Origin of the sequence: Pseudomonas taiwanensis (genome assembly GCF_013393345.1) — a bacterium.
In the GTDB taxonomy this organism is placed as follows: Bacteria; Pseudomonadota; Gammaproteobacteria; order Pseudomonadales; family Pseudomonadaceae; genus Metapseudomonas; species Metapseudomonas resinovorans_C.
In genome coordinates, this window is the sequence record NZ_QJRF01000030.1 from 83,068 (window position 1) to 104,413 (window position 21,346).

The following is a 21,346-nucleotide window of genomic DNA, read 5'->3' on the forward strand; positions in this document are numbered from 1 at the left end:
CATCGTGCCCGTTCGCCCTACATTCGGTTTAATCACCCGGCTTTTATCCCCCTCCGGCGGACATCTGACGTAGTGCCGTTCCTCATGACAGCATCGGCGTCTGTCGAATACCCGGCTGACCTAAACTCATGTATGGCCTGCTCGAATGGGGGCGGTCGATATGAGCATTTCAAGAACGTTCGTGGCGCTACTTGCGGTTTTGCTTTACTCGGGAGCGACATACGGCTTGGGCTGCAACCACACATTCGATCTTGAAATGAGGACTCGCATGTGTGCCTTGGAGCTTGAGAACGAGTGGAGGGCAAAACTGAAGCCCGACGATTCGTGTGCGAGGCTGATGGCTGAAGCCAGAAAGTTTGTCTCCAACTTTGAAAGAGGGGAAATACAGGTCAATGAGGGTTGTACGGCAGAGGCGTTGATAAAGGCCGCGGATGACGCGACTGCGACGATCGCCAAGGCCCGAGAAAAGGGCTGGACAACGCTTGAGGACTATTTGAATTACTAGGGGCGGGAATCATTTTTCAGTGGCGCATCCTCACTGGTAGCGCGCCAGAATCTCATCGATCTCCCCTGATTCTTTCATCTGCACCAGCGTGCGCAGGATGCGTTGCGCCGGAACTGCGGGGTCGTTTCGGATCAGGCAGCCCACGGGTTCTTCTTCCAGGATGCCGACGCTCACCAACTGGTCCGTGTCTGGAAGGTCTCGATTGAACCAGCCCAGGGCCAACTCGTTGCTTACTGCGTACTTGTAGCGGCCGGCCAGCAGCTTCTGCAGGACCAGTTCCTGGTTGCGTGCTTCGTCGCGCAGCAGTGAGCCGCGATCGAACAGGGGTTGCAGGCGTGGATAGGTGTAGCCCAGCACGGTGCCGACACTTTCGCCCGAGATGGCGTCGGGGCTGGTTACGCGTTCACTTCCCTGGCGCGAGACGATCAAGTCGCGCTGATAAAGGAGGGGCACGCTCCAGAGGAAATCGGTGCTGTTGGTGATCCACTTCGGGCTGACGTAGCAGCGTACGTCGATCTCTCCCTGTTTCACGGCCAGCTCCACGCGGTTGCGCGGGAGGACCTGGATCTGTGCGGGGATGTCGAGGTGTTGCGCCAGGCGATTGATCAGGTCGTGAAGGATGCCGCCGATCAGTTGGTTGTTCTTGAATTCGGCCAGCGGCATGGCCCAGCTATCCACCGCCGAGAAGCGCAGGGCGGCTGGCGCAGCGTTGCCGAGGGAGCTCCAGCAGAGCAGGAGGGCGAGGACAAATGAGCGCATCAGGCTCCCTCGTCTGGGTGGGCGGTGGCCAACAATGCCTGTTGTCGGGCGGATTGAACAGGCTGCCGTTCGCATCGGATGCAATTTGCGCATCGCTCCGCTAGCATTAGCTCCTTCTGCTCTCCAGACGCGATGGTTTTCAATGAGTTATCAGGTCCTTGCACGCAAATGGCGTCCGCGCTCGTTCCGCGAAATGGTCGGCCAGACCCATGTGCTGAAGGCTTTGATCAACGCCCTGGACAACCAGCGCCTGCACCACGCGTACCTGTTTACCGGTACTCGCGGCGTTGGCAAGACCACCATCGCGCGCATCCTGGCCAAATGCCTGAACTGCGAGACCGGTATCAGTTCCACCCCCTGCGGCCAGTGCTCGGTGTGCCGGGAGATCGATGAGGGGCGTTTCGTCGACCTGATCGAAGTGGACGCCGCCAGCCGCACGAAGGTGGAAGACACCCGCGAACTGCTCGATAACGTGCAGTACGCGCCGAGCCGCGGTCGTTACAAGGTCTACCTGATCGACGAAGTGCACATGCTCTCCACGCACTCGTTCAACGCGCTGCTGAAGACCCTTGAAGAGCCGCCACCCCACGTCAAGTTCCTGCTGGCCACCACGGATCCGCAGAAGCTGCCCGTCACCATTCTTTCGCGCTGCCTGCAGTTCTCCCTGAAGAACATGCCGCCGGAGCGTGTGGTCGAGCACCTGACCCACGTACTCGGGGCTGAAAACGTGCCCTTCGAGGCCGATGCGCTCTGGTTGCTGGGCCGTGCCGCCGATGGCTCGATGCGTGATGCCATGAGCCTCACCGACCAGGCCATCGCCTTCGGGGAAGGCAAGGTGCTGGCCGCCGATGTACGCGCCATGCTTGGCACCCTCGATCATGGCCAGGTCTATGGCGTGCTCCACGCGCTGCTGCAGGGCGACGCCCGCGCGCTGCTGGAGGCCGTACGCCACTTGGCCGAGCAGGGGCCGGACTGGAACGGCGTGCTCTCCGAAATGCTCAATGTGTTGCACCGCGTGGCGATTGCCCAGGTGCTGCCGGACGCCGTCGACAACGGCCAGGGTGACCGCGATCGCGTATTGGCGCTGGCACAGGCCCTGCCGGGCGAAGATGTCCAGTTCTACTATCAGATGGGTCTGATCGGTCGACGCGATCTGCCGTTGGCCCCGGACCCCCGCAGCGGCTTCGAGATGGTGCTGCTGCGCATGTTGGCGTTCCGCCCGGCAGATGCCGATGGTGCACCGCGGGTCCAGCTAAAGGACCCGGGGATCAGCCAGGCCACGGTTGATCCCCAGAAGAACCCAGTGGCCGGAGCCGCCTCGTCGGCTTCGGTTGCCATTGCTGCGCCGCAACCTGCTCCGGTACAGGTGCCCACCCCGGTGGTTGCGCCTGCTCCCGTAGTCAGCCAGCCTGTCGCGGCTCCGGCTCCGGTCGTTGAAGCGCCTGCGCCCATTCCGGTGGCCGAAGTGCCAGCAGTGGTCGCAGCCGAGGAAGTCGCCGCTCCCGTACCTGTGGTCGAGCCCACTCCCGAGGCGGTTGCAGAGCCGGTGGTGGAAGTACCTGTTGCCGTGGTCGAAACCCCCGCCGAGGTCGTCGACCTGCCTTGGGATGAGCCTTCGGTCCCGGTTGCCGCTGCCCCCGTAGTTGAACTCCCGGCTGCGTCCGAACCGGAGTCTGTGGTTGCGTCCGCGCCGGTTGTTGAGACGCCCGTGGTCCAGTCAGCGGCCGAGCCGCAGGTTGCCGAATCCACTGACGAATCCGACGACGAGCCGCCGCCCGGCGATTACGACGACTATTGCGAAGCCGATGCCGACAGCATCGCCTATATGGATGACATCGGACCGGCCGAAGAGCCCGCCGCTGTGGCCGAGGTCCTGCCTGCCGCGCAGCCTGCCACGGGGCTGGCTGCCGAGTGGCTGGACCTGTTCCCGCGCCTTGGGCTCTCGGGCATGACCGGCAACATCGGCGCCAACTGCACGCTGGTGGCGGTGGAGGACGATGTCTGGCGCCTGCACCTGGACCCGGCACAGAGCGCGCTGTTCAACGCGAACCAGCAGCGCCGTCTGAACGATGCGCTGAACCAGTACCACGGCCGATCTCTGAAACTCGAAGTTGAAGTGCGTCGTCCTGAGCAGGAAACCCCGGCGCAGGCTGCCGCACGTAAGCGCGCCGCTCGTCAGCGGCAGGCCGAAGAGGCCATTGCCAGCGATCCGCTGGTGCTGAAAATGATCGAACTGTTCGGCGCCCAGGTGCGCGCCGACACCATTGAACCCCTTGACCGCTGAGGACAATCATCATGATGAAGGGTGGCATGGCAGGCCTGATGAAACAGGCCCAACAGATGCAGGAAAAGATGCAGAAGATGCAGGAAGAGCTGGCCAATGCCGAGGTGACCGGCCAGTCCGGCGCCGGCCTGGTGAGCGTGGTGATGACCGGTCGTCATGACGTCAAACGCGTCTCCCTGGATGACAGTCTGATGCAGGAAGACAAGGAAATCCTGGAAGACCTGATCGCGGCTGCGGTGAACGACGCCGTGCGCAAGATCGAGCAGAACAACCAGGAGAAAATGGCCGGCATGACGGCCGGGATGCAGCTGCCCCCCGGCTTCAAAATGCCCTTCTGAGTGAGTGACGCCCAGCCGGCACGCATTACTGTGTTGCGCGCGGCCCCGGGCATCCTCATTTACAGACGTAAACTCCGGTGCCCGTGGCCGCTCGCGCCTTGTACTGCATACCGTCTGGTCGCCCCAGTCGATGCTGTCGAGAGGCACTGGAGTCAATCCAATCCATCCGCACTTTGAGACGCCCATGAGCTTCAGCCCGCTGATCCGCCAATTGATCGATGCTCTGCGCATTCTGCCCGGTGTGGGCCAGAAGACTGCGCAACGCATGGCGCTGCAGATGCTGGAGCGTGATCGCAGTGGCGGCCTGCGCCTGGCGCAGGCGCTGACGGCGGCCATGGAGGGCGTTGGACATTGCACGCAATGTCGCACCTTGAGCGAGGAAGCGCTCTGCCCGCAGTGTGCTGATCCGCGTCGCGACGATTCCCTGCTTTGCGTGGTGGAAGGTCCGCTGGATGTATTCGCTGTGGAGCAGACTGGCTATCGCGGTCGCTTTTTCGTGCTCAAGGGGCATTTGTCACCCCTGGATGGCCTGGGGCCGGAGGCCATTGGCATCCCGGAACTGCTGGCGCGAATCGAAGCTGGCCAGTTCGCCGAGGTGATCCTTGCCACCAACCCCACGGTGGAGGGCGAAGCCACCGCCCATTACATCGCCCAGCTGCTGGCGCCCAAATCCATCACGGTTTCCCGTATCGCCCATGGCGTGCCGCTGGGTGGCGAGCTGGAGCTGGTAGATGGCGGCACCCTGGCTCACGCGCTCGCAGGGCGCCGTCCTATCGGGCTTTGAGGAAAGGGTGCGCGGCTGATACGGCCGCGTCGATGGCACAAGTCTCGCCTTGAAAACCAAGCAAGCGCTCGGTAAGTTCGTTCGATCTTACCGGGGAGTCTTGCCATGTCTGCCTACCAGGAATACTTCGACGAATCCCATCAGTTGATCCGGGATTCGATACGCCGCTTCGTCGAGCGGGAAATCCTGCCCCATATCGCCGAGTGGGAAGAGGCCGAGGAGTTTCCCCGTGAGCTCTACCTCAAGGCGGGCGCTGCCGGCATCCTCGGCATCGGTTATCCGGAATCGTTTGGCGGCAGCCACGAAGGCGACGTGTTCGCCAAGGTGGCGGCCAGCGAAGAGTTGATGCGTTGTGGCTCCGGCGGACTGGTGGCTGGGCTGGGCTCCCTGGATATCGGCCTGCCGCCGGTCATCAAATGGGGGCGTGCCGAGCTGCGCGAGCGCGTCGTGCCGCAGGTCCTGGCCGGCGAGAAGATCATGGCGCTGGCAGTCACCGAGCCGTCCGGCGGCTCCGATGTGGCCAATCTCAAGACCCGAGCCGTGCGCGATGGCGATTTCTATCGCGTCTCCGGGAGCAAGACCTTCATCACCAGCGGTGTGCGAGCCGACTACTACACGGTGGCGGTTCGCACCGGCGGAGAAGGTTTCGGCGGTGTGAGCCTGTTGCTGGTGGAAAAGGACACGCCGGGTTTCACCGTCGGCCGCAAGCTGAAAAAGATGGGCTGGTGGGCATCCGATACGGCCGAGCTGTTCTTCGATGATTGCCGGGTGCCGGTGGCGAATCTGATCGGCATGGAAAACATGGGCTTCGCCTGCATCATGGCCAACTTCCAGAGCGAGCGCCTGGCGCTGGCCATCATGGCCAACATGACCGCGCAGCTGGCCCTGGAGGAGTCGCTGAACTGGTCCCGCGAGCGTGAAGCCTTCGGCAAGCCCATCGGACGTTTCCAGGTGCTTCGTCACCGGATGGCGGAAATGGCTACGCAGCTGGAGGTGTCCCGTGAATTCACGTATCGCCAAGCGGCGAAGATGGCGGCGGGCAAGAGCGTGATCAAGGAGATCTCCATGGCGAAGAACTTCGCCACCGACATCGCCGACCGCCTCACCTATGACGCCGTGCAGATCCTCGGTGGCATGGGCTACATGCGCGAGAGTCTGGTGGAGCGGCTGTATCGTGACAACCGCATCCTCTCCATAGGTGGCGGTACGCGGGAGATCATGAACGAGATCATCGCCAAGCAAATGGGTCTCTGAATCGGGCCGGAACTTCCGAACGGGAGTTCCGGTTTTCTTTGACTGATATATATTGCGGTCGACATTCAATCTATTCATGTGATCCAGGAGACCCGAGATGAGCGATCTGTCCCGCGAAGAGAAACTTCAAGTCTGGCTGGCCGCAGAGGCCGAAATCCGTGCCCGTCTGAAGCCCGGCACCATGAGCATTGCGGAGGTGGCGACGCTCAGCCCTCTGGAGTTCTTTGATGGCATCGGCCGTGGCGACCTGCCGGCACCGCCCATTGGCGAGTTGATGGGCTTTGTCCCTATCGAATGGTCGAAGGAGCGTTTCGTCTTCCAGGGTGTGCCGCAGATGCAGCACTACAACCCGATCGGGTCGGTCCATGGGGGATATGCAGCCACGCTGCTGGATTCGTGCATGGGTTGCGCCATCCACGCCAATCTGGAGAAAGGGCAGGGCTATACCACCACCGACCTGCGCATCAGCTACATTCGCGCCCTGACCACCAAGACTGGCCCAGTGCGGGCTGAGGGACGGATCATCCATGTCGGCCGCTCCACCGCGCTGGCGGAAGGGCGCATCTACGATGTGGATGGCAAGCTCTACGCGACCGGCTCCACCACCTGCCTGATCCTGGGTGGCAAATGAAATAGCTGTGGGGGCGATTTCAATCGCCAAGGGCAGCGCAGCTGCCCCGCTGTAGGTTGCGGGGCCGGTCTGCGACCCATTTGGCGAATGAATTCGCCCCTACAGACAATCTTTCTGGGCACTGATCTCCGGGCAAAAAGAAGGGGGCACGCTTGTGGCGTGCCCCCTTTTGCCATCAGTGAATGACAGCCAACCGTTGAAGAGAGATGGGCGAAGTCGCCCGGTAAGGCGGTCCGCCTGGAGGCCAGGCCTCCGGTGTAGCGACCGTCGCTCGCCTTGTGGGCGAACGACGGGTGAAGCGATGTCGCGTGTCAGCCGATGGTCATCAGGCTGGCGTTGCCGCCAGCGGCGGCGGTGTTGACGCTGATGGCGCGCTCGATCAGCAGGCGCTCCAGCGGGACCGAAGTCTCGCCGCGGGACAGGCCCTGGACGCCGATGATCGGCCCCTTGCGCGAAGCAACCTGCTTGCAAACTGCGCCCAACTGGTCGGAGTCGCCGTGGTGCAGAACCGCATCGAACTCCACTTCGGCCTGGTTCCAGTCGGCTACCAGTTGGATACGAGCCTGCACAGCCTTCGGCAGAGCGCCGCGCAGCTTGCTGGTCAGATCGCTGGTGGCCCAGAGCGCGCTGCTGCCAACGGCCAGTGTGGCGGCCAGCTGGGTCAGCAGGTCGGCTTCATCGTCAGCCAGGCAAAGCACGGCCTCGCGCGGCAGCAGCACATAGGTGTTGCGCTCGCCGGTCGGGCCGGGGAGCACGCGGCTCAGGCCGCTCTGGGACTGCTCGGCGAAGCTGTCGCAGGCATTGGCGAGGCCATCCTTGCCGTTCTTGGCGGCCCAGGCCTTCAGGGCTTCCAGGGGCTTGCCCTGGCTTTCCTGCAGAGACTTGCGCTGCTGCGAATCGGCGACGTTCTGGCCATCCAGGCGCTGGAAGGTGCGGCTCACGCCATCGGCCGGGCGGGTGGCGAGCAGGCGGTACATGTACAGCGGACCGCCGGCTTTCGGGCCGGTGCCGGACAGGCCTTCACCACCGAACGGCTGCACACCGACTACGGCGCCAACCATGTTGCGGTTGACGTAGAGGTTGCCGGCGTGGGCCTTGTCCACCACCTTGGCGATGGTTTCGTCGATGCGGGTGTGGACGCCGAGGGTCAGGCCGTAGCCGGTGGCGTTGATCTGATCGAGCAGCGCGTCCATGTCCTCGCGCTTGTAGCGCAGCAGGTGCAGGACCGGGCCGAAGATTTCGCGTTCCAGGTCGGCGAGGCTGTCCAGTTCGATCAGGGTCGGCATCACGAAGGTGCCGCGCTGCATTACATCACCCTCGGTGCGGGCGATCTGGAATACGCTGCGACCTTTGCTGCGCATGGCCTGGATGTGCTTGTCGATATTGGCCTTGGCTTCGGCGTCGATGACCGGGCCGATATCCACATTCAGGTGCTCGGGGTTGCCGATGCGGCACTCGGCCATGGCGCCCTTGAGCATTTCCACCACGCGGTCAGCCACGTCTTCCTGTACGCAGAGTACGCGCAGGGCGGAGCAGCGCTGGCCGGCGCTGTCGAAGGCGGAGGCGATCACGTCGGTCACCACCTGCTCGGCGAGGGCGGAGGAGTCCACGATCATCGCGTTCTGGCCGCCGGTTTCGGCGATCAGCGGAATCGGGCGACCCTGAGCGTCCAGGCGACCGGCAACGTTGCGGGCGAGGATGCCGGCGACTTCAGTGGAGCCGGTGAACATCACGCCTTTCACGCGCTCGTCACCCACCAGGGCGGCGCCCACGGTGTGGCCGAGGCCCGGCAGTAGCTGTACCACGCCTTCCGGAATACCGGCCTGGAGCATGATGCGTACGGCCTGGGCGGCGATCAGCGGGGTCTGTTCGGCGGGCTTGGCCAGCACGGTATTGCCCGCGGCGAGCGCGGCGGCTACCTGGCCGGCGAAGATCGCCAGGGGGAAGTTCCACGGGCTGATGCACACCACCGGGCCCAGTGGGCGGTGGGTGTCATTGGCGAAGTCGTGACGGGCCTGGGCGGCGTAGTAGCGCAGGAAGTCGACGGCTTCGCGCACCTCGGCGATGGCGTTGGCGAAGGTCTTGCCAGCTTCACGGGCGAGGAGGCCCATCAGCGGCTGCATCTCGGCTTCCATCAGGTCGGCGGCACGATCCAGGGCGGCAGCGCGCTCGACCGGCGGAGTGGACTGCCAGATCGGTGCGGCGGTGATGGAGGCCAGCACGGCACTGCCGACGTCAGCGGTCGTGGCGTTCTGCACGTGGCCCACCACATCGCGGTGATCCGCCGGGTTCAGCACGGGCTCGGCGGCGCCTTCGCTGGTCGGGCAGCCGAGCATGGGCTGGGCGCGCCAGTTGGCGTGGCCGGAGCTCAGCAGGGCGCTGGACAGCGAGGCCAGGCGGTGTTCGTTGGCCATGTCGATGCCGCTGGAGTTGACGCGGGCTTCGCCGTACAGGGCCTTGGGTTGCGGAATGCGCGGATGTGGCAGGCCCAGGGCGCCTTCGACGCTGGCCATGGATTCGGCGCTGGTCACCGGGTCTTCCACCAGGTCCTTGATGGAGATGCTGTGGTCGGCGATGCGGTTGACGAAGCTGGTGTTGGCGCCGTTTTCCAGCAGGCGGCGGACCAGGTAGGCCAGCAGCGTTTCATGGGTGCCGACCGGTGCGTAGATACGGCACGGGCGGTTCAGCTTGCCGTCGGCGACCTTGCCCACCACTTGCTCGTACAGGGGTTCGCCCATGCCGTGCAGGCACTGGAACTCGTACTGGCCCGGGTAATAGTTCTGGCCGGCGATCTGGTAGATGGCCGACAGCGTGTGGGCGTTGTGGGTGGCGAACTGCGGGTAGATCGCGTCCGGAACGCCCAGCAGCTTGCGAGCGCAAGCGATGTAGGAAATGTCGGTGTAGACCTTGCGGCTGTAGACCGGGAAGCCTTCCAGGCCGTCGACCTGGGCGCGCTTGATCTCGCTGTCCCAGTAGGCGCCTTTCACCAGGCGGATCATCAGGCGGTGCTGGCTGCGGCGCGCGAGGTCGATCACGTAGTCGATCACGTACGGGCAGCGCTTCTGGTAGGCCTGGATGACGAAGCCAACGCCGTTCCAGCCCTTCAGGGACGGCTCGAAGCAGAGGCGCTCGAGCATGTCGAGGGAGATTTCCAGACGGTCGGCTTCTTCGGCGTCGATGTTCAGGCCGATGTCGTACTGCTTGGCCAGCAGGGTCAGGGACAGCAGGCGCGGGTAAAGCTCGCCCATCATGCGCTCGTACTGGGCGCGGCTGTAGCGCGGGTGCAGGGCCGACAGCTTGATGGAGATGCCTGGGCCTTCATAGATGCCGCGTCCGTGGGAGGCCTTGCCGATGGCATGGATGGCCTGCTCGTAGGACGCGTAGTAGCGCTGGGCGTCTTCTTCGGTCAGCGCGGCTTCGCCGAGCATGTCGTAGGAGTAGCGGAAGCCCTTGGCTTCGAAGTTGGTGGCGTTGGCCAGCGCTTCGGCGATGGTTTCGCCGGTGACGAATTGCTCGCCCATCAGGCGCATCGCCATGTCCACGCCTTTGCGGATCACGGGCTCGCCGCTCTTGCCGATGATGCGGTTCAGCGAGGACGACAGGCCGGCTTCATTGTGGGTGGACACCAGCTTGCCGGTGATCAGCAGGCCCCAGGAGGCGGCGTTGACGAACATCGACGGGCTCTGGCCCAGGTGCTGCTGCCAGTTGCCGGTGCTGATCTTGTCGCGGATCAGGGCGTCACGGGTGCCCTTGTCCGGGATACGCAGCAGGGCTTCGGCCAGGCACATCAGTGCCACGCCTTCCTGGGAGGACAGGGAGAACTCCTGCAGCAGGCCCTGGACGATGCCGGCGCGGCCACCAGCGCTCTTCTGGTTACGCAGCTTCTCGGCGATGCCGTAGGCCAGCTTGTAGGCGGCGTCGGACATCTCGGCGGGCAGGCGCGCCTGCTCCAGAAGCATCGGCACGGCTTCCTGTTCGGGGCGGCGGTAGGCGGCAGTAATGGCCGCACGCAGCACGGATTGCGGCAGGATGCTTTCGGCGAATTCGAGGAATGGCTGGTGAGCGGCCTCGGGGAGGGCTTCGAGCGCGTCGTGGTCACCTTCGGCCAGGCGCTGGGCGATGCCCTGGAGTTCCGGCAGGGTCATGCCGCTTTCCAGTGCCTCGAGGTAGCTGAAGATCGCTTGCTTGATCAGCCAATGCGGGGTGCGCTCGATCCTGCGCGCAGCTTCCTTGAGACGGTCGCGGGTCGCTTCGTCCAGTTTCACGCCAAGGGTGGTGCTCGTAGCCATTTCTTGTCCTCTTCTCAGCCGTGGTCGACGGCATTAGCGGCGCAAAGAGTAGCGATGTCCTACAAGGGGTGCAACCGGGTGCAACCAAAGGTCGTGAGGCTGGCAGCATTCTCCGGATGAAAGGTCGCATCCAGGCTCGAAAAAGTTGCACCTGAAAAGTGGAGAGGCACAGCAATCCCGGGATTCAGCGGCCCATGAGCGACGGAGAAGAGGGAGGTGCAACCCAGGTGCAGCCGGTTTCGACCCCACCTGGAAAGCATAGGCCGCCCTCGGTGGATGCCGAGGGCGGCGACGGATGGCGGGGGCGTCAGGGCTTGGCCGCTTGTGCAGCCTCTACCTGGGCGAGGAGGGTGGTGCGGGCGCTTTCGAGGATGCGGTCTGATAGTTCCTCGCTGGCTACGCTGCGGGCCAGGGTCAGTGCACCCACCAGGGTGGAAAGCATGGTCAGGGCCTGCTCGGAGCTGCCGACTTCCTTCTCCACCAGTACCAGCAGATTGTTCAGCACGCTGTCGGTGATGGGACTCGCATTACCGCGCTGGCCCAGTTCCGCCGCCATGGTGGGCAGCGGGCAACCTTGTTCGGGATGGGCACGGTGCTGCGGGGAAAGGTAGCGCTCGAAGAAGGTCCTCAGCGGCTGGTCCTTGGCGAAGGCCTTGACCCACTGGGCGTTGGCGTCGTTCGCCGCTGCCTGCAGGGCTTCTTCCACCAGGGCGTCCTTGGACTTGAAGTGTGCATAAAAGCCGCCATGGGTCAGGCCGAGGGCCTTCATCAGCGGTTGCAGCCCAGTGGCGTCGATGCCTTCGGCACGGAAACGGCGGGACGCTTCGGTGACGATGCGCTTGTGGGTTTCGGCTTTGTGATCTTCGGGGTAGCGCATGTCGGTCGCCTCGTTCGCAAAGTTGATATGGCGATTGTAATTCATATCCCCTTTTGTGCGAGGCGCAATCGACCGGCGCGCACGAGGGCGCCGTGGGATGTCCAGTTCGCGGGTACAGGTGGTGATTGGTCAGCCCGAAACCAGGGCTTGCTCGGTTTTCACCGCATTGATGAAGGCCTGCATGGCGGAGGACTTGATGCGGTGCCGTCGGGTGATCAGGCCGAACGGCGGCAGACGCGGCTCGAAAGCGATGGGGAGGACCGCCAGCAGGTGACGGCCGGGGTAATCCTCCACCACCGAGCGCGGGGTGACACCGATCATGTCGGTCTGCTGCAGCAGTGAAAGGAGCGTCATGATGGAGGTGGTTTCCACAATGCTGCTAGGAATGTCCACCCGTGCATTGTGGAAAGCCTGATTGACGATGGCGCGCATCGGGCTGGGGTGCTGCTGCAGCACCCAGGTCATGCCTTGCAGCTCGGTCCAGGTCAGGTTCCCGGCGGTGGCAACGGGGTTCTGTGCGCCGGCGATCACGCAGAGTTCTTCCTCGCCCAGGCTGTCGAACAGCAGGTCGTCGGCGCGGGCACCGGTGGGAATACGGCCGAGTACCACGTCCAGTTGATCCTGCTGCAGCGCCTGTACCAGCACGTCGCTGGTGTCCACCTGGATACTCATGGAGAGTCGCGGGTGGCTCTTCTTCAGGGTCGCAATGGTGCGGGTCAGCAAGCCCGAGGCCAGCGCGGGAATGGCGCCCACCGTGACCCGGCCGAGATTGCCTGACTCCAGCGCTGCCAGCTCTTCGCGCATGCCGGAGAGTTCGGCGAACACCATGCGCGCGTAATAGATCACCGTCTCGCCAAAGGGCGTGGCGCGCATGCCGCGGGGCAGGCGCTCGAACAGTTCCACCCCGAGCAGGCCTTCGGCCTCATGCAGCATCTTGGTGGCGGCCGGCTGGGTCATGCCGATCTCCTCGGCGGCGCGGCGCAACGAGCCGAATTCCTGCAGGGCCAGCATCAGGCGCAATTGCCGCAGGCGCAGGCGGCTGTGGATAAGAGCGGCTTCGGGGATGCGTGACATGGACGGGGCTCGGCAGTCAGGGAGCGGCAAGCCTGACAAGAATTGCCAGGCATTGCCAAGGGGCGGAAGGAAGTGGGGCACAGGACAGAAGCCTTGTAGGAGCTAGCTTGCTAGCGAAAAGGGGCTATTCGCTGGCAAGCCAGCTCCTACGGATTGCAAGGCTCCATTCAGATTGCGTTTTCCTTCCGCGCTTTCGCGTTGCGGAGACTGCATAGCGCCTTGGCGCCTCGCGCCAGCAGCGGCCAGAACAGCATCAGCAGCGCGGCCGTGGTCAGGCTGCCCACCAGCGGGTTGGACCAGAAGATCGACAGCTCGCCGTTGGAGAACAGCATCGACTGGCGGAACGCATCTTCGGCCTTGTCCCCCAATACGGCGGCCAGGACCAGCGGGGCGATCGGGTAGCCGAGTTTCTTGAACAGGTAGCCCAGCGCGCCAAAGAACAGCATCAGTCCCACGTCGAACATCGAGTTGTGTACCGAGTAGGCGCCGATGGCGCAGACCATCACGATGATCGGGGCGATGATCGAGAAGGGGATGCGCAGGATCGACGCGAACAGCGGCACGGTGGCCAGCACCACGATCAGGCTGACGACGTTGCCCAGGTACATGCTGGCGATCAGCCCCCAGACGAAGTCGTGCTGCTCGACGAACAGCGTCGGCCCCGGATGCAGGCCCCAGATCATCAGGCCGCCGAGCATCACCGCCGCCGTGGCCGAGCCGGGGATGCCCAGGGTCAGCATCGGCAGCAGGGCGCTGGTGCCGGCGGAATGGTCGGCGGTCTCCGGGGCGATGACCCCTTCAATCTCGCCCTTGCCGAAGTTCTCGCGATTCTTCGAGAAGCGCCGCGCCAGGCTGTAGCTCATGAAGGATGCCGCGGTGGGGCCGCCGGGGGTGATGCCCATCCAGCAACCCACCAGCGCGCTGCGCAGCCAGCTCAGCCAGTAGCGTGGCAGCTTCGCCCAGGTGCGGAAGATCACCATCGGCGTGATGCGCGCACGCTCGCCGCGGAACACCAGCCCTTCTTCGACCGTGCAGAGGATCTCGCCGATGCCGAACAGGCCTATCACCGCGACTTCGAAGCTGATGCCCGAGAGCAGCCAGTTTTGGTCGAAGGTCAGGCGCAGGTCACCGGACACCGTGTCCATGCCGACGGCGGCCATGGCGAAACCGATCATCATCGCCACCACCGTCTTCAAGGGCGGGTTCTTGCTCATGCCGATGAAGGTGCAGAACGCCAGCAGGTAGACCGCGAAGAATTCCGGCGAGCTGAAGCGCATGGCGAAATCGGCGATGCGGGTGGAGAGGAAGGTCAACAGCAGCACGCCGACCAGCGCGCCCAGCAGGGCCGAGGTGAAGGCGGCGGTCAGGGCTTCGGCGGCCTTGCCCTGGCGGGCCATCGGGTAGCCGTCGAAGGTGGTTGCCACCGATGACGGCTCGCCAGGGATGTTGAACAGGATCGAGGTGATCGAGCCACCGAACAGCGCGCCCCAATACATGCAGGAGAGCAGGATGATGGCCGACACCGGCTCCATGGTGAAGGTCAGTGGCAGCAGCAGCGCGACGCCATTGGGTGCGCCCAGGCCCGGCAGGACGCCGACGAGGATTCCCAGCAGCACCCCGATCACCATCAGGCCGATATGGCCGGGGGTGAGGATCAGGTTCATGCCGTGCATGAGTGATTCGAGTTCGCTCATTTCAACAGCCCTCCCAACATGGCCAGGGGACCGGCTTGCAGCGGCACCTTGAACCAGAGCGCGAAGATCAGGTAGCTGGCCAGTGCCGCGCCGCAGGAAACGGCGCAAATGCTGAGCCAGCCATAGGGCTTGCCGCGCTGGCGGTCACGCCACATGAACCAGGCGATGAACAGGGCCGAAGCCAGGTACATACCGGTGAAGGGCATGGCGGCCACGTACAGCGCGATGGGCACGAACACCGCCAGTACCTGGCGGAATGCCCCTCGGCTGACGAAGGCCTCGCCCAATGCGCGCCAATGCAGCGCTGTCAGCAGTAGGTTGGCGAGGCTGGCGACGGTCAGCAGCAGACCTATATAGAAGGGGAAGTAGCCCGGTTCCGGGCCGGCATCGCCCCAACCGATACCGCTTGCGTAGCTTCCGTGCATCACCACGCCGCCCAGGGCGGCCGTGAACAGCGCGAGACCGGATTCCACCCAGCGGGTGCCGATCAGCGTGGTCGAGTCATGCTTCGAGGACATCTTTTTACCCCACTGACGGGCGCCGCGCGGGGCGGCGCCCGTGCTGGATCACTTGCGCAGCCAGCCGGCCTGCTGGAAGACCGGGGTTACCCGGGCGGTGTCCTTTTCGATGTAGGCGGTCAGTTCGTCGCCAGCGAGGAAGGTCGGCACTAGCGCGTTGCGCTCCACGTACGCCTTGAACTCCGGGGTCTGGCTGACCTTGCGCAGCAGCTCGACATAGAACGCGCGCTGCTCGGGGGTGACGTCGCCGGCCATGAACACCGTGCGCGGGAAGCGGTACTGGTCGACGCCCAGGCCCTGTTCTTTGCAGGTCGGTACATCGGCCCAGCTCTGCTCACCCGCGACCTTCTCGGTGTAGGCCATGCGTTGCTGACTGAACACGCAGAGCGGCTGGATCTGGTTGCCGCGCCACTGGCTCAGGCTTTCGGCCGGATTGTTGACGTTGGAGGAGATGTGCTTGCCGGCGAGTTGCGTGGCCGCCTCGCTGCCGCTCTTGAAGGGGATATAGGTGAGTTTGCTGCCTGTGGTCTGGTTGAGCAGCAGGGTCAGGGTCTGGTCCACATCCTTGGACTGGCTGCCGCCCATGCGCAGCTTTGCCGGGTCGGCCTTGACCTGCTCGTAGTAGCCCTTGGCGTCTTTCCAGGGAGCGCCCTGATAGGTCCAGAGGATGAAATCGTCCTCGGCCAGGGCGGCAACTGGAGTAAGGTCGGTCCATTGGTAACCGAGCTTGGCGACCAGTGGCAGCAGGTAGACGTTGTTGGTCCCGATCACCAGGCGCTCGGCATCCCCCTTGGACAGCTTCATGTCCAGGAACGCCTCGGCACCGTTGCCGCCGCCTTTGTTCAGCACCACGGTGTTCACGTCCATCAGCTTGTGCTGGCTGATGATCGACTGGATCAGCCGACCGAGTTGGTCGGTACCGCCACCGGGGCCGCCAGCGACGATGATCTCGACATTTTTCTCGGGTTGCCAGGCATCGGCGAGGGCGGGGAGGGCGCTGGCGCAGAGCAGGGTGCATCCGGCGAGCAGGCGAGCGATTTGACGAACGGGAGCGGTTCGCATGGTGGACCTCTTCTTGTGCTTGTTATGGGTGGGCCGAGTGTGTGAAGCGGGTGCTATTCCGTCTACTCAATAAATCGCATACAGCGATAGCCTGGAGTTATCGCTGCTGACGCGACTGCTCCAGGCTGGCATATCAGGCTTTCGCCAACCCTTCGCCCGTACAGAATCGGAGACCGATATCCCCAGGGAATACGTCTATGAGGAAGTTTGATTAGACGGTTATTGCTCGCGGTTGGAATAGTTCACCCAAGCCGGCAGCGCCCAGGGCGAGTCGGGAAACCTGACAAGAACGATAAATACGAGGTCAGAGCCATGGCTCATTCGAGCGCCGTACACCGCCTGCACCCTTCACCTGCCTCCACGGATGATGCCGCCCGCCCCACCCGCGTTCGCTGGCGCATATTCGCGATCATCTTCGCCCTCACCGTGATCAACCTGATCGATCGGGTTTCCCTGTCCATCGCCATGCCCACCATCGGCAAGGAATTCGGCCTATCGCCCAGCATGCAGGGGCTGATCCTCAGTAGCTTCTTCTGGGCCTACGCGCTGCTGCAGATTCCCGGCGGCTGGTTGATCGACCGATATGGTCCGCGCCGGGTGATCGGCTGGTCGACCGGGCTCTGGGGTCTGTTCCAGACCCTGGCCGCGTTTGCCAGTGGCGGGCTGTCGCTGCTCTTCGCGCGCGTCGCCCTGGGGGCCGCCGAAGCGCCTTTGTTCCCCTCCGGCGGCAAGCTCAATTCCCTCTGGCTGGCGCCCAGCGAACGCAGTCGGGGCGCGGTCCTGATGGATTGCGGCGGCCCGCTGGGCGTTGCCCTCGGCGGCCTGATCATCGCCTACCTGATTGCCGTGCTCGGCTCCTGGCGCATCGCCTTCTTCGTTGCCGGCATCGCCACCCTGGGCATGGCCTGGCTGGCCTGGCGCTACCTGCGCGACGATCCCGAGTTGCATCCCGACGTCAACGCCGAAGAACTCGCCCGTATTAATGCCGGCCGCTCCACTTCCGCAGCCCAGGCCGCCCGTGAACAGGTGAAGGGCCTTGGCATCGCCGCCCGCTCCCTCACCGGCATGCTCCTGGGGCGTGCCAGTTGGGCCATGGTGTTCTTCGGCCTGCTGACCTGGGGACCCAGCTATCTGGCCCAGGCGCGTGGTTTCGATATCAAGGGCATCGGCGCTGCCACCTTCATCATCTTCCTCTGCGGCGCGGCCGGTTCGCTGTGCGGCGGTTTCCTCTGCGACACCCTGATCCGCAAGGGCGTGCGCCGGGGGCTGGCGGCGAAGGGGCTGCTGACGGTTTCCGGACTTGTCGCGCTGGGTGCCTTCATGCTCCTGCCCACCCTGCACGATGCGTACGCGGCTGTGGCGCTGCTCTGCCTCACCGCCTTCTTCCTGATGTGGGGCAGCCTCTACTGGAGCTTCCCCGCATTGCTGGCGGCCCCCGCGCGGGTCGGTCTGATCGGCGGCGTGATGAACCTCGCCGGCAGCCTCGGCGGCATTTTCGTACCGATTGTGGTGGGCGTGATCCTTCAGTACTTCGGCGGCTATGCCGGCGTGCTCGGATTCTTCGCTGCCTGCTCGGCGCTGTTCGTCGCCGGCACGCTGCTGATCGGCCTGGACAACAACGAGGTGAACCATGGCTGAGGCGCAGCTTTACGACGGGCCCATCACCGATGCCCATCATCACTTCTGGGACCCGCAGCTGAACGACCACCCCTGGCTGGCGGCAGATGCGAATATCCCGTTCCGATACGGCGACTACAGCGCCATCAAGCGTCGCTATTTCCCGGAGGACTACCTGGCCGACGCCGGTGAGCACCGGGTGGTGGCCACCGTCTACGTCGAAACCGAGTGGGACCCGACGGACCCTGTCGGCGAAACGCGCTTCATCCACCAGGTCGCCGCGCGTTACGGAGCGCCCAATGCGGTCGTCGCCCAGGCCTGGCTGGATGCGCCTGATGTTGCCGAAGTGCTGGCCGCCCAGGCCACCTTTGAGCGCGTGCGCAGCGTCCGCCATAAACCGGGCGGGCCGGCGCACCCGGATGAGGTGGGACAGTCGCGCAGCCTGATGAGCGACGAACGCTGGCGCCGTGGGTTTGCCGAGCTTTCCCGTCTTGGCCTGCATTTCGACCTGCAGACACCCTGGTGGAACCTTCATGAGGCTGAAGCACTTGCGCGGGACTTTCCCGAGACGCTGCTGATCCTCAACCACACCGGCTTGCCGTCCGATCGCAGCGAACAGGGCCTTGCCGCCTGGCATCACGCCATGTCGCGGTTCGCTGAGCTGCCCAACGTGGTGGTGAAGATTTCCGGCATCGGCCAGGCCGACAAACGCTGGTGCGTCGAGGACAACACCTGGATCGTGCGGGAAACCATCGCCATGTTCGGCGCCGAGCGGGCGATGTTCGCCAGCAACTTCCCGGTGGATGGACTCTGCGGGTCCTTCGACGACATCTACGGCGGTTTCAAACGCATCGTCGCCGACCTGCCCCTCGCCGTGCAGGAGCAACTCTTCTGCGGCAACGCGCAATGCATCTACCGAACCCATCCCTCGGCGTTCCGCCTGCCGCAGGGCACTTCTGATATGAGGACAACCGCATGAGCAACGCCCGCCTTCCCCGCATCGCCATGGTCCTGGGCGACCCCGCCGGCATCGGGCCGGAGCTGATCGCCCGGCTGCTGGCCGAGCCCGAGGTACGCCGGCAGGCCCATGTGCTGCTGATCGCCGATGAGACGGAAATGGGCAAGGGGATGCAGATCGCCGGGCGCGAATTTCCCTATCGCTCGGTCGCCTCTCTGGATCAACTGGATTTTACCGACGACGTACCGCTGTTCTACGACTATCGCGGTCAGGCCGAGGGGCCGTTTCCGCGTAGCGAAGCCAGCGTCGTGGGTGGCCGTTACAGCCTCGATACCCTGGAAGTGGCCTTGCGCCTGACTGCCGACAAGGTCACCGACGCCATACTCTTCGGTCCGCTGAACAAGACGTCCCTGCACATGGCCGGCATGGCCCACAGCGACGAGCTGCACTGGTTCGCCGAGTACCTCGACTTCCAGGGGCCGTTCTGCGAGTTCAACGTGCTGGACAACCTCTGGACTTCGCGGGTGACTTCCCACGTCGCCCTGGCCGATGTGCCCGGACTGATCAGGCACGACCGGGTAGTGGAGGCCATTCGCCTGATCGACACCGCCCTCAAGCGCAGCGGGCTGGAAAAGCCGCGCATCGGCGTCTGCGGCCTCAACCCGCACAACGGCGACAACGGCAGCTTCGGCCGCGAAGAGCTGGACATCATCGGCCCGGCGGTGCGCACGGCGCGGGAGCAGGGGATCGATGCGGACGGGCCTTACCCGGCAGACACCATCTTCCTCAAGGTACAGGGCGATACGCGGGCGTTCGACGCGGTGGTGACCATGTACCACGACCAGGGACAGATCGCGATCAAGCTCATGGGCTTCTCTCGCGGCGTGACGGTCCAGGGCGGCCTGCCCATCCCCATCACCACACCGGCCCACGGCACCGCCTTCGACATTGCGGGGCAGGGCAGGGCCAACGTCGGTGCCACGCGCCAGGCCTTCGAGATCGCCTGCCGCATGGGTCGCAACCGGGGCTGATAGCCTTCATCGCCACAGACCTACGTCAATCGCTCTCCCACCAAAGACCGTGCTGCCCCCAGGGCGGCGCGGCGTTCTCGTTTACCGCGCGAATCTCGCGGCGGCCTGATCGATAACCCCGCGAATCTCGCGGCGGCCTGATCGATAACCCCGAAATAGCTCAGCCATGAAGATGTATTGCCTGTGGTTATCACTGAATGAACACAAGTGATTATTCGCGGCCCTTCGCGCTGGCTAGAGTCGGCCTCAACGAAAGCACCTCGCGACTCGTTGCAATGCCTACAAGAAGCCCGCCCTGTCTCCTCGCAAGGCGATTACCGGCAAAAGAAGGACCTCACAATGACAATCACGACCTCCCTGCCCGGGGCACTTGCCTCCGCCATTTCCAGAAGCCGCCTGCGGCTGCTGCCATTCCTCATCCTGATGTACGTACTGGCCTTCATCGACCGGGCCAACGTGGGTTATGCGCGCACCTTCCTGCAGGCCGATACCGGCCTCAGCGATGCCGCCTTCGCCTTCGGCGCGAGCATCTTCTTCATCGGTTACGCCTGCTTCGAAGTGCCGAGCAACCTGATGCTTCACCGCCTCGGCGCGCGCGTCTGGCTGTGCCGGATCATGGTCACCTGGGGCCTCGTCTCGGCCGCCATGATGTTCGCTGACAGCGCCACTGCCTTCTACGTGCTGCGCTTCATGCTGGGCGTGGCGGAAGCCGGCTTCTTCCCCGGCATCATCCTGTACCTCACCTACTGGTTCCCGGCGCAGAGCCGTGGCCAGGCGTTGGGAATGTTCTACTTCGGCCTGCCGCTGGCGCTGGTGCTGGGTGGGCCGCTGTCGGGCTGGCTGCTGGAGTTCCACGGCATCTTCGGCATGACCAACTGGCAATGGTTGTTCGTGGTCGAGGGCCTGATGGCGTCGGTGGTGGGGATAGCCGCCTACTTCTACCTGGTGGACCGCCCCCGTGATGCCCGCTGGCTGAGTGCGGAGGAGAAGTCCGCGCTGGAGGACAAGCTGGCCGAGGAGGATGCCCAGAAGCGCGGCCACAGCCCCCATGGCTTCCTCAGCGCGCTGCGCAATGGCCAGGTGCTGAAGTTCTGCCTGGTCTACTTCACCGTACAGATGAGCGTGTACGGCGTGGTCTTCTACCTCCCCACCCGCATCGCCGGCTTCCTCGACGGCCAGGTAGGCCTCAGTGTCGGGCTGCTGACCGCCATTCCCTGGGCCTGCGCGCTGGTGGTGACCCGCCTGGTCACCCGCCATGCCGACCGCACCGGGCAACACCGCAACCTTGCCGCCCTGATGCTGGCGATGGCGGCCGCAGGTATCGCCGCATCGGCGCTCAGCCCGAACCTGACCTTCGCGGTGATCGCCTTCTGCTTCGCCGCCTCCGGATTCGTTTCGGTTCAGCCGTTGTTCTGGACGATTCCCACCAGCTACCTGAGCGGTGCGGCGGCGGCCAGCGGCATCGCCCTGATCAACTCCCTGGGCAACCTCGGCGGCTTCGTCGCGCCGAATCTCAAGACCCTGATGGAAACCCTCTTTGGTGACCCCCGCGCGGGCATGTTCGCCCTCGCGGTGGTCGCTGTGATCGGCGCCCTGCTGATCCTCCGCCTGAACACCCGGAAAACCGCTACCGAGCAGGCCCTGGAGCCTGCCCGCGCGAACTGACTGCAG

At 64.3% G+C, this 21,346-nt stretch carries 17 protein-coding genes; 10 read left to right on the top strand and 7 right to left on the bottom strand.

What is annotated here, in order from left to right:
* The first annotated feature begins 160 nt into the window (after positions 1-160).
* Complete coding sequence (locus DM872_RS01655; RefSeq protein WP_179057819.1) at positions 161-505, top strand: hypothetical protein; 345 nt, start codon at positions 161-163, stop codon at positions 503-505.
* 30 nt (positions 506-535) lie between these two features.
* Here DM872_RS01655 and DM872_RS01660 read toward each other — a convergent pair whose 3' ends face one another.
* Positions 536-1,264 carry a substrate-binding periplasmic protein gene (locus tag DM872_RS01660; RefSeq protein ID WP_179057820.1) on the bottom strand — a complete coding sequence of 243 codons (729 nt, stop codon included), beginning with the start codon at positions 1,262-1,264 and terminating at the stop codon, positions 536-538.
* Positions 1,265-1,406: 142 nt separating this feature from the next.
* Between DM872_RS01660 and dnaX the strand changes: the two genes are divergently transcribed.
* The 5 genes from dnaX to DM872_RS01685 all read left to right on the top strand — a co-directional run bounded on the left by dnaX (position 1,407) and on the right by DM872_RS01685 (position 6,555).
* A complete protein-coding gene (dnaX, locus tag DM872_RS01665) occupies positions 1,407-3,548 on the top strand; it encodes a DNA polymerase III subunit gamma/tau (RefSeq protein ID WP_179057821.1) in 2,142 nt (713 codons plus the stop codon).
* Between the two features lie 11 nt (positions 3,549-3,559).
* Positions 3,560-3,886 carry a YbaB/EbfC family nucleoid-associated protein gene (locus DM872_RS01670; RefSeq protein WP_009619439.1) on the top strand — a complete coding sequence of 109 codons (327 nt, stop codon included), beginning with the start codon at positions 3,560-3,562 and terminating at the stop codon, positions 3,884-3,886.
* A gap of 184 nt (positions 3,887-4,070) precedes the next feature.
* Positions 4,071-4,670 carry a recombination mediator RecR gene (gene recR / locus DM872_RS01675; protein ID WP_179057822.1) on the top strand — a complete coding sequence of 200 codons (600 nt, stop codon included), beginning with the start codon at positions 4,071-4,073 and terminating at the stop codon, positions 4,668-4,670.
* A gap of 105 nt (positions 4,671-4,775) precedes the next feature.
* On the top strand, positions 4,776-5,924 hold the full coding sequence (locus tag DM872_RS01680; protein WP_179057823.1) for an acyl-CoA dehydrogenase family protein: 1,149 nt from the start codon (positions 4,776-4,778) through the stop codon (positions 5,922-5,924).
* A gap of 97 nt (positions 5,925-6,021) precedes the next feature.
* The gene (locus tag DM872_RS01685; RefSeq protein WP_179057824.1) at positions 6,022-6,555 is read left to right on the top strand and encodes a PaaI family thioesterase; all 534 of its coding nucleotides are present in this window, start codon (positions 6,022-6,024) and stop codon (positions 6,553-6,555) included.
* 311 nt (positions 6,556-6,866) lie between these two features.
* Here DM872_RS01685 and putA read toward each other — a convergent pair whose 3' ends face one another.
* The 6 genes from putA to DM872_RS01715 form a co-directional block, all read right to left on the bottom strand.
* Positions 6,867-10,844, bottom strand: coding sequence for a trifunctional transcriptional regulator/proline dehydrogenase/L-glutamate gamma-semialdehyde dehydrogenase (gene putA / locus DM872_RS01690; protein WP_179057825.1), 3,978 nt, complete (start codon positions 10,842-10,844; stop codon positions 6,867-6,869).
* A gap of 307 nt (positions 10,845-11,151) precedes the next feature.
* On the bottom strand, positions 11,152-11,721 hold the full coding sequence (locus tag DM872_RS01695) for a TetR/AcrR family transcriptional regulator (RefSeq protein ID WP_179057826.1): 570 nt from the start codon (positions 11,719-11,721) through the stop codon (positions 11,152-11,154).
* Positions 11,722-11,850: 129 nt separating this feature from the next.
* Positions 11,851-12,795, bottom strand: a complete 945-nt coding sequence (locus tag DM872_RS01700; protein ID WP_179057827.1) for a LysR family transcriptional regulator — start codon at positions 12,793-12,795, stop codon at positions 11,851-11,853.
* Between the two features lie 167 nt (positions 12,796-12,962).
* Complete coding sequence (locus DM872_RS01705; protein WP_179057828.1) at positions 12,963-14,489, bottom strand: tripartite tricarboxylate transporter permease; 1,527 nt, start codon at positions 14,487-14,489, stop codon at positions 12,963-12,965.
* The gene (locus tag DM872_RS01710) at positions 14,486-15,007 is read right to left on the bottom strand and encodes a tripartite tricarboxylate transporter TctB family protein (RefSeq protein WP_179057829.1); all 522 of its coding nucleotides are present in this window, start codon (positions 15,005-15,007) and stop codon (positions 14,486-14,488) included. The genes DM872_RS01705 and DM872_RS01710 overlap by 4 nt, the downstream gene beginning before the upstream one ends.
* 48 nt (positions 15,008-15,055) lie before the next feature.
* On the bottom strand, positions 15,056-16,069 hold the full coding sequence (locus tag DM872_RS01715; RefSeq protein ID WP_179057830.1) for a Bug family tripartite tricarboxylate transporter substrate binding protein: 1,014 nt from the start codon (positions 16,067-16,069) through the stop codon (positions 15,056-15,058).
* A 312-nt stretch (positions 16,070-16,381) separates the two neighbouring features.
* Between DM872_RS01715 and DM872_RS01720 the strand changes: the two genes are divergently transcribed.
* The 4 genes from DM872_RS01720 to DM872_RS01735 all read left to right on the top strand — a co-directional run bounded on the left by DM872_RS01720 (position 16,382) and on the right by DM872_RS01735 (position 21,340).
* Positions 16,382-17,707: an MFS transporter gene (locus DM872_RS01720; protein ID WP_179057831.1), complete on the top strand. Its 1,326-nt coding sequence runs from the start codon at positions 16,382-16,384 to the stop codon at positions 17,705-17,707.
* Positions 17,700-18,665, top strand: coding sequence for an amidohydrolase family protein (locus DM872_RS01725; protein ID WP_179057832.1), 966 nt, complete (start codon positions 17,700-17,702; stop codon positions 18,663-18,665). The genes DM872_RS01720 and DM872_RS01725 overlap by 8 nt, the downstream gene beginning before the upstream one ends.
* Complete coding sequence (locus DM872_RS01730; RefSeq protein ID WP_179057833.1) at positions 18,662-19,675, top strand: 4-hydroxythreonine-4-phosphate dehydrogenase PdxA; 1,014 nt, start codon at positions 18,662-18,664, stop codon at positions 19,673-19,675. Before DM872_RS01725 ends, DM872_RS01730 begins: the two co-directional genes overlap by 4 nt.
* Positions 19,676-20,014: 339 nt before the next feature.
* Complete coding sequence (locus DM872_RS01735) at positions 20,015-21,340, top strand: MFS transporter (RefSeq protein WP_179057834.1); 1,326 nt, start codon at positions 20,015-20,017, stop codon at positions 21,338-21,340.
* Positions 21,341-21,346 lie beyond the last annotated feature (6 nt).